Raw genomic sequence first — 12,988 nt, 5'->3', positions numbered from 1 at the left:
TTGTGTTGTCCGACTTCTCGTGCAGTCATATGGCAACGATTTGAGCGCCGCCGTCCGCGCCTCTGACAGCTAAGACCTCCACGTAAAACACCTCCGTAAAACGCGAGATAACGTTACTTTACTTGCATTTGAAAAACACATAAAGCCGAGTTTCCTGTAAAATAAAGCTGTCATTTATATAGAAAGCTGTGCACCTTAAGAAACTTTACATTGGCAGTATGTGCGATTGGCTAATTGCGAATCATATTAGCGGACTATGAGAAAAGGTGATGACAATGTCAAGATATAGAGTATTAATAAGAAGTATGTCGTGGGCACTGGCTATTGCCGCAGGAATAACGGCTCTTTGGGCAATTTGGGAAGCTTTTGTTGAAAAAAATATCGGGTTTGTTAATGTCTTTGCCGGCTCCGCCGCAGTAATTACGGGGGTCATTTCGGCTTTTACAGCTCTGCGTTCCACGGAATTGACCGAAGAAAGGCTGAGACCATATCCATATCCCTACATTGACTCTACCAGCAGGTATAGTTTATCCCAGCTTAGAATTCGAAATGTAGGCGGAACCGCCGCACATGATATCTATCTGGAATGGACTGGAAATTCTATTCCGAAAAGAACCGTAGGCAACGACAGTGACATCCCCCTGCTAGCAAATGGAAAAGACAATGCTATAGCGGTGCTCTTGCCATATGAGAGCGTATCACAGCTATTGGGAACAGCAAATGATGTTTCCAAACAAGCAAAAGCCGAAGGAAGCGAATGGAAGGGGTATGTAAACTTTAAAGATTCACGGGGGCAGAAACATAGAATACCATTTTTGCTCGATATAACACACCTTCGCTTCGGATTATTTTACGACACTGAAGAAACAAGAACGATGTATGAATTACAAAATTTACCCAAGCAAATCAATGAGTTAGCCAAGGCAGTAAAATCTTTAAAACCGAATCGATGATAATATTTTAAGAACCATTAGAGAAAATACGTCGGGGATGACGGCAGGATGGGCGGATTACAGACAATAATAAGGAACTCTATCGGAAAACTGCACGGCGTCGGAGATATAACTGAACAGGAATCCGACGAAATATTTTCAGCTGCCTATAACCTATTTAAATATAGCTTAAATGCGGATGCATATCTTATCACAGCACTAACAGCATGGTACAACGAAGTTTATAACCAACTAAAAAACGGAAAGGACGGAAACTTTGTCAGTACCCTGCCGCTATTCTCTCTAGTCTCTATCGAGCCCGGAATTAACGACATCGTTGGCAGTTGTCTGAATTTGTTACCTTGGCATAAAAAAGTACGTTACGCAGGACTACCCGCCGGAATTTTACCGATCAGCAGGTTGCCGTGGAAGCCAAAGGGTAGACTACCGCATTCGTTTGGCGTGGGGGAAGGAATAACGTTGTATCGTACGAACAGGCGGATAAACATAACCACACTGATATCCAATCGTGCAGCTCTTTTTCAAAAGGTAAATGTCAAAGCAGACCTGAACGAGTATGTAGGCATCGATGCAGAAAGCTCGGCAGCCAAAAACTGGTGGATATATTATTTCAACGAGAAGTGTGGGCTGGCTGGCAATGGAGTTTTTTTACCTTCTTGTCATGATTTGTGGCTCCATGCAATAATGAAAATAACCGAGAGATTTAAAGCTAAACCTTTCTTTATAGTGACATGTGATAATAAAGCCAAAATCTATATTGATAAAGAAAGCTACACAAAAATAAAACCCTATCTATCTTTTGGTGTCTCTTGTTATAAATCCAAAGAGAAAACATCAGATAATATCTACGATAAGTCCATAATAGATACAGCTGTAAATGAATTAGACTCGAAGTTGAAATTTATGTTAGATAATAAAAGAACTAGGGAAAGAATTGAACTGGAAGACGGTTGGCTGAAAGACGAGAGATAGATTTACGAATTACGTAACCGGTACAGCAACGCCGTCCCAAAAACGTTTGACATTATCAGTCATTTTACAAAAATCCTGACGGGGTCGGCCCGAAAAATATGATACGGAAACTCGGCTGTTAAATGTCATCAGTTACCCACGCCTAAACTCATGGGCTTCCTGCGACGGATCATGATCCTAACTTTTAATTTAAAAACATAAAATTGCGGAAGTGGGGATAGACTTTACATCTTCCACAAACGTCGTACTTACCAAGGTTACGTGGACACACATTGACACCGTGCAGGCTGAAGATAGGTGCCACAGAATATAGACTGAAAACCCCATCAGCGTCTTTTGCCTGTTGTTACAGTCCTTGACGAAAAGGATATATGGACTCGAACAGACAATCAAATTCTTAAATTCTATTTAAAACAAAAGAATCATCCGGCTCTAAGACGCCCTGTAAGGCATGTACTTTTCTCAAAAGGTATAAACATCCCACCAATGCGTTTAGATTTTAAAAAAGGGGGGTATTCCTAGTGCGTTAAAATACAAAAGGATACACACGGTTATCGTATTTTCAAGCCTTTTTCACCAAAATAAGAGAAGCCCATAACCACGCGGGTTTTTAAAATATTCAAACAGGATGGGATGTCCGAAACATAGGGAAGAATATATTGACGAAGAGGAAGGGTGGCCGCTCCAACTTCGCACTCGACAAATATTTATTGTATACATTTATAAACCTGGTCAATAAAGTTAACAAGTCGCAAGAAGCAATTTCTTCATAAATTCCTACATTACCGGCTTTTGCAGGAAGGTAGTTCGTTTAAGATATCTTCGACGTTTCCTTATATTTCTTGTTTTTATCTCTTGCTCTTGTTCTTTCAAGAAATCTTGCCCAGACGATGCCGTAGCTTCCGAGCTCTTCCGGAATGGCTTTCAGAATGCGTTCGAGAGCCTGTGCCGTTTCGCCAAAGGGATCGCATGCAATACGACGGGCAAGCCTGCGCTGATCTTCAAAACTTCCCCGCAGGATGACGTCTTCTATTGCAGGGACGGACAAGTCCAGTTCGTCATCTATATGGCGATGGATCATTTGCATCACCCTTTTCAAGAAACAATCTGTCGAAAAGAAGATCAGAAATTTGCTTACATCTTTCTTTAATATATTGCCATGAATTATAGGGACTGACAATGCCTTTGTATATATTGAGATTTATGTCGGTTAGGTCATAAGGCTTAGCCAAAGCAAGCATTCTTATCAACTGAAAAGACGTTTTTTCGCAATTTTCAGGCTGCGGATAGCATTCATCAAAGCTATCCATGGCATCGAGCATGTCTTCTTTTGACATTCCATCACAAAGGGCGACAAAGTCGACGTAATCGCGGACGGCATTCCTTGTCACGATAAGCCAAGCTTTTATGCGAAGAAGCTCCTTGTCGGTCGGTATCTTGATACCATTTATGATCTCGATTTCCAGTGGTTTTTTTCTTATCAACTGTCTGATGCCTACGTCTATACCTTCAAATCGCCCCAATATCAACACCGGCGGACGCAAACGCTTTGTCTTCCACCCCGATAAGGACTCGAGTTTTTCAAGTATTTTTTCGAAATTCTGTTTCAATTCTTCCATGACGTTATCCGCATCGAAAGAGACGCGATGTTTGCGCTTCATGGCTACAGCGCTTCCGCCCACAAGCACGCATTCGGGAAACAACTTTTGAATTTTTTGTTGTACTTCCAATATCTTTTCAAATGATTTTTCTGATTTTTCCATGATCTCACCCAAATTAAAACATATTCAAACCGTCGGATACTGAATACTTTCCCGCTGACTAAACGATAAGAAACGTGAGAATTTTAAGACCTGCTTTTAGACGTCCTATTTTGCATTTTCTTTCTTAAAAGTATTAAACTACGCCTTAAATAAGTTTGATGCCTTCTGCGCCGTCTTAGATGGGCTGCGAGAGATATGAAAAGATAACCTGAATGAGCAATCCATCTTTCAACTTTCATTACCTTGACGATACATGCTGTCTTATCGTCTCGTCAATGATCCGTCTCTGCTCATCAGTGAAAGCTGAAGGACAGAAAGGAAAGGCCGATGCATAGTAGCTCTTTAATTTACCGTCGGGTGATGTGCAAAAAATCCTTTTTATGATTTTATTTTTCAAGAGATCATGAATTACTGAGCTAAGCTCCGGATTTAATAGCCTGCGTTCCGTTTTTTTATACCTTGATGATTTCGTGATCGTCTCACCGTACAGTCGATGGTAGTTGAGATCGCAGTAGTAGACAAGGTTGCGCAGGACCTTTTCCGTCAGCTGCGTCTTTTCTTCATAATTTGCAAGGATATAAATTATCAACTGCTCTGTGATCTCTCTGTCTATCCTTTTGTCGGGGAATTTTTTACTGTTCATTTTTCTTACCTTCCTTGTCTTTCTTTATTTTTTTCTTGCCGGGCTCTGCCGTTTTTTCGATAGTGTTTTCGTCCTTTTTACGATCCACCGCCGGGAAAGCTCGCTTTTAAAAGTGGGATGAAAGGCGATATTATTTTTATTAGATGTATTGTAAATATCTATATTATAATTTAATCATAAACGGGAAAAGATGGAAACGATCAACAACAACCGTATACAATATTAGCTATCATCTTATCTGGTGTCCTAAATACCGCCGTAAAGTACTGGTAATTGATGTGGCAAAACGGCTAGAAGAACTGCTGCTACAAAAGGCTCATGAGATTGAAGTAGAGATTGTCCAAATGGAGATCATGCCAGATCATGTACATCTGTTCGTGAAAACAACGCCTACCAATAGTCCCCATTTTATCGTACAGCAGTTGAAAGGTTATACTTCTCGTATGTTGAGACAAGAGTTCCCATCGCTGAAAAGTAGGCTACCGTCTATGTGGACCAGATCATACTACTGTGAATCAGTTGGCCATATATCCGAAGAGACTATCCGTAAGTATATCAAGAAGCAGAAGAACAAATGAAAACCTACCGTTTCAAGCTCTATCGCTCAAAGAAGAATAAAAAACTTCATAGACTGATAGACGTTGCTGGACGGATATATAACCACCTTATAGCCCTGCATAGGAGATACTACCGCCTGTACGGAAAACATTTGAACGTCAACAAACTGATGAAACATATAACGGAACTAAAGAAACGCCGAAGGTTTGCTTTTTGGAATCAGTTAGGTTCCCAGGCGATCCAGGATATTGCCCAGAGGATTGAAAGGAACTACAAGCTTTTTTTCAAAAACCAAAAGCGCGGTATCAAAACAGCACCGCCTTCCTTCAAGAAGATCAGGAAGTACAAATCTTTCACTTTGAAGCAGACCGGATACAAAATGCTTGAAGGGAATAAGATTATAATTATGGGCAACGTATACAAATACTCCAAGTCCCGCAATATTGAAGGAAAAATTAAGACCTTGACAGTTAAACGCGACCTTTTGGGATATATATACATTCATCTGACGTGTGAAACTAAAGAGACCGCTGTCGAACCAAGATCGGGTAAAAGCGCAACGTAAGTTATCTAAAGCTGAAAAAGGAACACGTGAATGGAAGAAGCGGCGCAAGGTTGTTGCCAGGATACACGAACGTATTGCTTGGAAACGACAAAACTTCATTCATCAGTACTCACGTAAGATAGTTAATTGCTTCGGTATAATTGCCGTTGAAGATATTTATGTCAACCGCATGTTACACAACCACTGTCTTGCTAAAAGCATTTCTAACGCGGCTTGGTCAGGATTCTTCCGACTACTTGCGATGAAGGCAGAATGGGCCGCACGCAAGTTTGTGACTGTTAATCCCGCCTATACCAGTCAGAATTGCTCAAGTTGTGGACACCGACAAAAAATGCCGTTGTCAAAAAGAGTTTTTAAGTGTCCGTGTTGTGGTCTAGTCTTAGACCGTGACGTTAATGCCGCACTAAATATTTTGGGTTTGGGAAGGCAAGCCTTGGGTATTAATCCCTAGAAGCCCCTTTGTTCATTCAGGGGAGCCTTCACTCTTTGCTTGTACCTGTAAAATTTTTAAGTTGCCCTGTCGACGTGGAAACATTCAACAGCCTAAAATCCCATCTCAGCAAACACATACTATAGGAATCTATTGGGCTATGAGAGACTTTTAGGAAAAGGTGGTGTAGATGTACTTCATCTAACACCTTTCGATCTCGAAACAGGTTTTACTACAACTTTTCCGCTTTGACAATGGACAGCCGATTATCCTTCGCGGCTTTTTAAGGCCTTTGCCCTGCGCGCCGCCTTTTGATAAAAACCTTCGTGGGGTCCTATCATGAACACCAGGCAGGTCTTATCGTCTTCCTGTACTATATAGACAGCCCGATAAGCCACTTTCAAGAGAAAATTCCAAAGCCCTGACTCCTAACAGAGAGCCTTTCAGCTGATTGCCCAAATATGGGTTTTGCTTAAGCGTCAAAATTTCCCTGACGGCTTCTTCGGCCAGTCCCCGCAGCAATGCAGTTCAAAGTTCATTTGACGTCCGAAGGGATGTCTTTTTCTTTGGCGTACTCTTCTATAGTTCTGGTATGACCTTCCTTATACTCCTTGATAGCTTCTTTCGCTAAGGCATCAAAAGGACTCACTGCAGGGGCTATCTGCAACCTGTTACTTTGCGGATCATACTTAAAGAACAACGTGTCACCCGCTTTTACTCCCAAAGCCTTTCTCATGCTCCTGGGCAAAGTAATGCGGCCTTTGCTGTCTATTCTTACAGCCACTTCTTTTGTGTCAGCCATCTTCTATTCCCCTTAGTGGGATAATCCCACTAATTGATGGTTTCATTGTAGACAACGGACTCTGCCTGTCAAGGGCTGAATAATAGAATAATAACTGAAGATCTTATTCGGGACATGATCATGCATAGGCAACCCTTTTTACAGGAAAAAATGGGCTTGACCCTTTTGACTTGCTGGACATCATAAAGTATTTATCACTATAAAATACAAGAAAAGCTTCTTATCTCGCGTAAATATAGCACATACAAACCTGCTGTATCTAACGTATTTTTTCATTCACGTACATTTACTTTTATTAAAATGGTTGCTAGAAACGCATAATCAAATTATAATTAAACTAACTTAAACGATAGAGTGGTGAGGACGTTGAGTAAAAGCGGTGTCATGGTCCCACCGGAAGCGATCAGGGGACTGCAAAAGGACTTCGATCTCGACAACTACGAGCTAGCCGATCTGTTTGGGATAAGCATCAGTTCGGCCCTGGACTGGGTCAAGCACGGCGTCAGGGGGCAGAGGGGAAACAACCTCGTTTTGGTGGACAGCTTCTTCGCCTTGAAGTGGCTGACCGAAAATGACCCGGAAAAATTCCTCTCTTTCGAGGAGCTTAAAAACATCGTAACGAAAACCGTCAGGTCGCCCGGGCTTTTGTACTTCGAGTTCGCGCCCTACGAGAAAGAGCTGGGGCCCGCCCTGTCCGTCCTGGAGCACCAGAGGCTCGTATCCGCGACGATGGCCGTTATGTTTGTGCTGTACCTGCGGAAAAAGGGCAAGGAAGTGAGACTCAAAAGCGCCGAGGAGCTCACGCCAAAGCGGGCGCTCTACGACATGTACAAGACAGAGTAGGTTTAAACTTCAGAGGAAACCTAAAACAGGCGGCAATCGAACCGTTTGAGGGGGGAAGAGCGTGATAAAGGCGGCGACTGCCGACGAGTTAAAGGAAGTGGCGGACCGGCTCGCTAACGGGGCTGATATCACCTACGAGCAGGCCGACTCCGTCTTTTTAGCCTACAAAACCTGTGGTAGAAAGAAGGCGAACCCAAAAACGGAAGCCGCCCTCTCGCTGTGGTTCGACGCGGTTTTAAGCGAGCTCAAGCCGAGGGGCAGATCCTGCGTTTTCGTGCACACGCTGCCGTTAACTCTCTTTGAGGGCGACGAGTTTTTTCAGGTTGTTTCAGAGTGCCTGAAGTTGCTTCCGAAATAGGAAAGGGTATTTTTAGTAGTCGGGAAAGCCGACTTTATAAAGGCTATAAGAAACGAAGCAAACAAAGTGGCATCTGTCGCGGGCTGCAGCTTTAAGAGCCTCTTGGGTGAGGAGGGCCCGCGTGAAGAATACGGGGAGGCGACGAGAAAATTAGGCTTCCCCAGGGCGCGCGCTCAATAGGCTTAAGATTTTGAGGGAGTACAGGGAGATAACAAGCTTAAGATACGCAAGAAATTACGGCCTTCTCCGCGGGTTTGACCTGTGGTGCGAGTTGGCGGAACAAAAGGACCCTTTCGTCGTGATTAGAATAGTCCGACAGCGCAACTTTCGCGACATGAACGTGGTACTTACCTGCACCGCCGTTATAGAGTACCTGGACAGAGTCGGCAAGCCCGTCCTTCTGGCCTGCTGTAGGCACTTCTACGGCGACGAAAGCCGGGACATTCTCTTAGCTCCCGACACCCCAGTCTCCGAATGGCCCACAACCTGCGAATGGCCGGAAGAACTTTTTAATATAATAAGGCCAGACTGGGTAATCGATTACGTCGAAAGCGTAATGGTCAGGCCGGGAATCCCTGAAAGGCGAGGGCGCCCGCGGGCCTGAGAAGGTCAGAGGGCTCGATGCCATGGTTTCTGCCGTGGATTACTACATTGTGTTGGAAAAACATTAAGGAAGAACTTGTAGAAAACTTGCCCGAGATTGACGGATAGGTTTTAGGCGCTACACTGAAACCCATGGGGCGCAAAAGGGAAACGGGCAATCCCCGCGCGGGCGCGACGGGGGAGCGCTCTCGCCTGTTTTAAGCGCTCCCCCGTCTGGTTTATCCTGCGGCTTTCGGACGTTTGAGAAAACCACCCCGACCCGTCCTGAACCTTAAGGCTTGCCCGAGGCCGTCCCTTGAGGCGGCTCTTTGGTCAGGTTTTGCTGCCGCAGATCGAGCACTTAGATCCCCCGAGGATCAGCAAAACGACGCCCACCAAGGCCACAGGGGCTCCAACGATCAAGCAAACGAAGGGCAGAAAGAGCGCGATTAAGAGCCCTACGACGATCGTGATTATCCCGGGCATCATGTTCTTTTTGACTCCGACCATGCGCTTGCAGTTTGGGCAGTACTTGTCCACAAAGATCCCTATTTGAGTTTGCCAGGCCCTAAGCGCCCGCTTAGAGCCTTTTTGCCTTACTCTTTAACTTCTTGCCGAATCTTTTCGAGGTAGGCTTCGGACTCGGATTTTTTCTACTCTTCCCGCTGCCTTTCCTTTAGCTTCTCGGACTCGAAAACCAGGATGTAGTCCTACGCGTTGAGCAGGGCCCTTAAGTCTGTCTCCTTTCCCCCTTCCGGCGTCTAAACCAGGGCCTTGTCGCCTTTAAGTCTCAAAACGGCCACCCCCACGTTCATCTGGGCGTACACTGCGTCCTGCGCGCTGTGATAGGCACCCCACCCGAACGTCGGGAGGATAAGGCTCGAAAGCATCTCGCCTGCCACGCCCTTTTGCGCTTCCATCTGCTCTTCGTCGAAGTGCGCGAAGGCGACACGCCCGATCTCAAGCTCTTCCGCGAACTCCTCGACCGAGCACATTACGTATCAGGCGGAAGAGTGCCCTTCGTTGTTCTTCAATATCCCCACCTTGACGTCGTCGTCAGCTCTCCTCGCATTGCGGAGTTCGTTAAAACACTGTACGGCGTCTTCGACAGTGCCGAAGTCGTAATAAATATCGAAAAGCGGCCCGTGGTGGCTCCTGTAGTTGCCCTTCCAGAACTCCTTGGCCTGTTTTTCGTCTATCTGCTTTTCGTGGAGCTCGTTAAAAACTTTCACCAAAGACAGAAACGCCGGGGGCACCGCGGACTCTTTCGCCTCCCGCTCTACGATGCTCAAAAGGATAGACGCGGGATCGAAAAGCCCCGACATGGGCAAAGCCAAACAGAAAGAAGCGAACGCCAAAACCAATCCGATCGCCAACAGCACCCTTTTCATCGAGAAACCCCCTCCTATTGATTTGAGGCCATATTCTACTAAAATAATTAGTGTTAATCAATACCAATTATTGTAAGATCATGTGGATATAGTGGTATTATTACTATAATAGTTTCTTGACAACAACAATATTTGGTGGGTATAATGTTGTTTGTAAACGAAGCGTCAAGGTTGAAGACCCGACGGCACCGAAAAGGCGAAGTCGGCTTCGCGGGGCAGGAAGGATAAATTTCCATGGATTTCGAGAAGGGAGTGGTAATTCCATGGCGGCGGAGCATCATTTCTTGACCAAATCGCTTTTTAACCTCGCGATGACGTGCCCGACCAAGCTGTACTACGCGGGGAAAAAGAGTACGCTAACAGGGCCTCGGCCGACCCCTTTTTGCGGGCCTTGGCCGACGGAGGCTTCCAGGTGGGGGAGCTAGTCAGGGCGTATTATCGGCATCAAGAAGAAACCGTAATGATCAATGAAGTGGATTACAGCAGGGCAGAGTACATGACGACCGAGTTGCTGCAAAAGGATTCGATCATCCTCTTCGAGCCGGCGTTCAGCTTTAAAAACCTCTTCATGCGGGCAGACATCTTGAAGAAAGAAGGAAACACCCTGCGCCTGATCGAGGTCAAGGCCAAATCGTACGACTCGGCGAAAGTCGTGAGCTTTTTGTCGAAAAACGGAAGCGTCAGCCCCGATTGGCTACTCTACCTGCTCGACGTAGCCTTTCAGGTTTACGTCTTGAAAAAAGCCATGCCTGGTTACGCCGTAAAGCCATACCTCATGATGCCGGACAAGTCGGCGAAGTGCCCCACCAACGGCATGAACCAGAGGATTCGCATAAAAAGGCTTCCGGACGGCAAGGGCGTCGAAATTTACATCAAGCTCACCGAGGAAGACTTGAGCGAGCGCATATTGGTCGAGGTGTCCGTCGACGAAGCCGTGCGCGCGATCCTTAAAGACAAAGTAAACAAACTTCACAGGCTTTTCGACGGAAAGTCCATCGAAGAGGTCATCGCGCTCATGGCCGACTACTACGAGAAAGGCGAAAAAGTAAAACCTCAGCCGGGCGCGAGGTATCAGCGCTGCGAGTTCCACGCCGAAGAGGGGGAGCTCGAAGCGGGCCTCCGCTGCGGTTTCAGGGAGTGTTGGAGGGAAAGCTTTGGTTTGACCAACGACGACTTTGACAGGCCCACGATACTTGAGCTGTGGAACTTCCGCAAAAAGGACGAGCTCATCTCAGAAGGCCGGTGGCGCATGGAAGACGTAACCGAAAGGGACATACCGCGGGAAAAAGGCAAGACGAGGGGCCTCACGACGAGCGAAAGGCAGTGGCTTCAGATAGAAAAGACCCTCTCGGGCGATACGAGCCCCCACATTGACAAAGAAGGGCTTAAAGGCGAGATGCTCTCCTGGAAGTTCCCGCTTCACTTCATAGACTTCGAGACCGCGATGGTCGCCGTACCGTTCAACGAGGGCCGACACCCCTACGAGACGATAGCCTTTCAGTTCTCTCACCACGTCGTCGAGCGAGACGGATCGGTCCGCCACGCTGGGCAGTTCATCGAGACGCGCCCCGGGGTTTTCCCCAACTACGAATTCGTCCGCGCCCTGAAAGGCGAACTCGAAAAAGACGAAGGGACCATATTCAAGTACGGAGCCCACGAAAACACCTGCTTAAACCTGATAACGGCCCAGCTGTTAGAAGACCCGCGGCCTCCGGCAGACGCTCAAGAGCTCGTCTCTTTTATACGGGAGATAACGGAAACGAGAAGCCTGGAGACGAGGGAAAAAGTCGCCGGCCCGAGAAACATGGTCGACATGCTCGAGCTGGTAAAAAAGTACTGCTACCACCCGGCAGCGAGGGGGTCTAACTCCGTCAAGGCCGTGCTCCCGGCCGTGCTCGAGGGCTCCCCTTACCTGCAGGAATTTTACGGCAAGCCCATATACGGCGCCGAAGGCGGCGTCAAAAGCTCAAACTTCAAGGATTGGACCTGGGTGGTAAAGGAAAACGGCCACGTCCGCGACCCGTACAGCCTCCTCCCAAAGATCTTTGAGGACCTCGACGAAGAAAAGACGCGGGACTTTTTAATCGCTTATGAGGAAATCCACGAAGGCGGCGCCGCGGCCATGGCCTGGTGCAAGATGCAGTTTTCGGACATGACCGACGACGAGCGGGAAGCGATCGCGCGCGCCCTCCTGAAATACTGCGAGCTGGACACGCTGGCCATGGTCATGATTTACCAGGGGTGGGCGGACGCGATACGGCGGTAAAAAAACCTTAAAAAACGGGTTTCCGAGAGGGGGTGGTGAACCACAGAAAGCGGCGACTGACTGATATAACTGCGGGCGTGGGCAGGAAGAAGCGGAGCGAAACCGCTCGGACGTTTTGAGCTGATAAACACAAAAAGAAAAGGAGAAAACGAAGATGTCCTACAGTATTCACAGATTGCATCAGCGGTTAACCCCGGAAGAAGAAGAGATGGACATATATGACATTGTTGAGCAAAGAAAGAAGAAGGCAAGGGGCAAAAAAGCCGCGCAGGACGGCGACGAACTCGATGACGAACTCTACGACGAACTCGACGGCTGCGAAGCCGCCGACGAGCCTGACGAAGACAAAGCCGCCGACGAGCCCGAATACAAACCCGTCAGGCTTTGCCAGGATGGCGACACGCTCTGGCTCAAGATTGACGAAGATTTTGATAAGACGAGTCGGTTTCATTTCAACTATCTATCGTGGTACAATTTGCTAGAGCTTGCCGTCAACTACGGTTGGGAACCGCTGCGGTCGCCGGATCATTACTGCGGCAGCCGGGGGCAGGTAGTGAACGGCAAGGACACGAAAAACTTGGTTACGGCGTTGCAGCGCGCCCACGACGACTTGGCGCGCACAAAATCGACCGAGCCGTCGTGGGGACCGGTCGGACCTACAAAATTAAGGGAAGACGGTCGCCCGCCCGCTCCGTCCGAATGGCAAACGGAGCAGGCGTCGGAAATGTATGCGGAGCCAGACTGGGAGTCCTTAAGCCCGGAAGAGTTTTGGACCTATGGTTATAACTTGGAAATGCTAAAAGATTTTATCGACTTTGCCTTAAAGGCCGATTACGGGCTTAGAATTACCTAAGTAAATACC

The 12,988-nt window shown here is 47.0% G+C and carries 18 protein-coding genes; 11 read left to right on the top strand and 7 right to left on the bottom strand.

Annotated features, from left to right (window positions below; genetic code table 11):
• Positions 1–275 precede the first annotated feature (275 nt).
• The 3 genes from HMPREF1705_RS03690 (at position 276) to HMPREF1705_RS11250 (ending at position 2,238) form a co-directional block, all read left to right on the top strand.
• On the top strand, positions 276–953 hold the full coding sequence (locus HMPREF1705_RS03690) for a DUF3159 domain-containing protein (RefSeq protein ID WP_040348821.1): 678 nt from the start codon (positions 276–278) through the stop codon (positions 951–953).
• A 48-nt stretch (positions 954–1,001) separates the two neighbouring features.
• Complete coding sequence (locus HMPREF1705_RS03685; protein WP_009202246.1) at positions 1,002–1,925, top strand: hypothetical protein; 924 nt, start codon at positions 1,002–1,004, stop codon at positions 1,923–1,925.
• Between the two features lie 211 nt (positions 1,926–2,136).
• Positions 2,137–2,238, top strand: a complete 102-nt coding sequence (locus HMPREF1705_RS11250; RefSeq protein WP_370739592.1) for a hypothetical protein — start codon at positions 2,137–2,139, stop codon at positions 2,236–2,238.
• A gap of 498 nt (positions 2,239–2,736) precedes the next feature.
• On the opposite strand, the gene HMPREF1705_RS03680 is transcribed toward HMPREF1705_RS11250, so the two are convergent.
• The 3 genes from HMPREF1705_RS03680 to HMPREF1705_RS03670 all read right to left on the bottom strand — a co-directional run bounded on the left by HMPREF1705_RS03680 (position 2,737) and on the right by HMPREF1705_RS03670 (position 4,331).
• Positions 2,737–3,006, bottom strand: coding sequence for a hypothetical protein (locus HMPREF1705_RS03680; protein ID WP_009202247.1), 270 nt, complete (start codon positions 3,004–3,006; stop codon positions 2,737–2,739).
• Entirely contained in the window at positions 2,984–3,688 is a 705-nt protein-coding gene (locus tag HMPREF1705_RS03675) for a hypothetical protein (protein WP_009202248.1), read from the bottom strand. The genes HMPREF1705_RS03680 and HMPREF1705_RS03675 overlap by 23 nt, the downstream gene beginning before the upstream one ends.
• A 238-nt stretch (positions 3,689–3,926) precedes the next feature.
• Positions 3,927–4,331: a hypothetical protein gene (locus tag HMPREF1705_RS03670; protein ID WP_009202250.1), complete on the bottom strand. Its 405-nt coding sequence runs from the start codon at positions 4,329–4,331 to the stop codon at positions 3,927–3,929.
• Between the two features lie 143 nt (positions 4,332–4,474).
• Here HMPREF1705_RS03670 and tnpA point away from each other — a divergent pair, with 143 nt between their 5' ends.
• From tnpA to HMPREF1705_RS11035, 3 genes are read left to right on the top strand one after another with little or no spacing between them, the layout of a single operon-like run.
• Entirely contained in the window at positions 4,475–4,909 is a 435-nt protein-coding gene (gene tnpA, locus HMPREF1705_RS03665) for an IS200/IS605 family transposase (RefSeq protein WP_009202251.1), read from the top strand.
• On the top strand, positions 4,906–5,454 hold the full coding sequence (locus HMPREF1705_RS11040; protein ID WP_009202252.1) for an RNA-guided endonuclease InsQ/TnpB family protein: 549 nt from the start codon (positions 4,906–4,908) through the stop codon (positions 5,452–5,454). The genes tnpA and HMPREF1705_RS11040 overlap by 4 nt, the downstream gene beginning before the upstream one ends.
• A complete protein-coding gene (locus HMPREF1705_RS11035; RefSeq protein ID WP_083489943.1) occupies positions 5,402–5,905 on the top strand; it encodes an RNA-guided endonuclease InsQ/TnpB family protein in 504 nt (167 codons plus the stop codon). Before HMPREF1705_RS11040 ends, HMPREF1705_RS11035 begins: the two co-directional genes overlap by 53 nt.
• 514 nt (positions 5,906–6,419) lie before the next feature.
• Here the strand turns inward: HMPREF1705_RS11035 and HMPREF1705_RS03655 are convergent.
• Positions 6,420–6,686 (bottom strand): AbrB/MazE/SpoVT family DNA-binding domain-containing protein, encoded by a 267-nt coding sequence (locus HMPREF1705_RS03655; RefSeq protein ID WP_009202255.1) that lies wholly within the window; start codon positions 6,684–6,686, stop codon positions 6,420–6,422.
• 366 nt (positions 6,687–7,052) lie between these two features.
• Here HMPREF1705_RS03655 and HMPREF1705_RS03650 point away from each other — a divergent pair, with 366 nt between their 5' ends.
• From HMPREF1705_RS03650 to HMPREF1705_RS03640, 3 genes are all read left to right on the top strand, one after another.
• Positions 7,053–7,529, top strand: coding sequence for a hypothetical protein (locus HMPREF1705_RS03650; protein WP_040348823.1), 477 nt, complete (start codon positions 7,053–7,055; stop codon positions 7,527–7,529).
• Between the two features lie 61 nt (positions 7,530–7,590).
• Positions 7,591–7,887: a hypothetical protein gene (locus tag HMPREF1705_RS03645; RefSeq protein WP_009202257.1), complete on the top strand. Its 297-nt coding sequence runs from the start codon at positions 7,591–7,593 to the stop codon at positions 7,885–7,887.
• Between the two features lie 190 nt (positions 7,888–8,077).
• Positions 8,078–8,491: a hypothetical protein gene (locus HMPREF1705_RS03640; protein WP_009202258.1), complete on the top strand. Its 414-nt coding sequence runs from the start codon at positions 8,078–8,080 to the stop codon at positions 8,489–8,491.
• Between the two features lie 311 nt (positions 8,492–8,802).
• Here HMPREF1705_RS03640 and HMPREF1705_RS10830 read toward each other — a convergent pair whose 3' ends face one another.
• The 3 genes from HMPREF1705_RS10830 to HMPREF1705_RS03630 form a co-directional block, all read right to left on the bottom strand.
• Complete coding sequence (locus HMPREF1705_RS10830) at positions 8,803–9,009, bottom strand: hypothetical protein (protein ID WP_131725248.1); 207 nt, start codon at positions 9,007–9,009, stop codon at positions 8,803–8,805.
• Positions 9,010–9,230: 221 nt separating this feature from the next.
• Positions 9,231–9,464, bottom strand: a complete 234-nt coding sequence (locus tag HMPREF1705_RS03635; RefSeq protein ID WP_009202260.1) for a hypothetical protein — start codon at positions 9,462–9,464, stop codon at positions 9,231–9,233.
• A gap of 6 nt (positions 9,465–9,470) precedes the next feature.
• Complete coding sequence (locus HMPREF1705_RS03630; protein WP_009202261.1) at positions 9,471–9,860, bottom strand: hypothetical protein; 390 nt, start codon at positions 9,858–9,860, stop codon at positions 9,471–9,473.
• Positions 9,861–10,320: 460 nt separating this feature from the next.
• On the opposite strand from HMPREF1705_RS03630, the gene HMPREF1705_RS03625 reads away from it, so the two are divergent.
• Both HMPREF1705_RS03625 and HMPREF1705_RS03620 read left to right on the top strand, forming a co-directional pair.
• A complete protein-coding gene (locus tag HMPREF1705_RS03625; protein WP_131725247.1) occupies positions 10,321–12,126 on the top strand; it encodes a DUF2779 domain-containing protein in 1,806 nt (601 codons plus the stop codon).
• 154 nt (positions 12,127–12,280) lie between these two features.
• Positions 12,281–12,979 (top strand): hypothetical protein, encoded by a 699-nt coding sequence (locus HMPREF1705_RS03620; protein WP_009202263.1) that lies wholly within the window; start codon positions 12,281–12,283, stop codon positions 12,977–12,979.
• Positions 12,980–12,988 lie beyond the last annotated feature (9 nt).

The organism is Acetomicrobium hydrogeniformans ATCC BAA-1850, from assembly GCF_000160455.2.
GTDB lineage: Bacteria > Synergistota > Synergistia > Synergistales > Acetomicrobiaceae > Acetomicrobium > Acetomicrobium thermoterrenum.
This window is presented reverse-complemented; position numbering and strand designations above follow the sequence as displayed.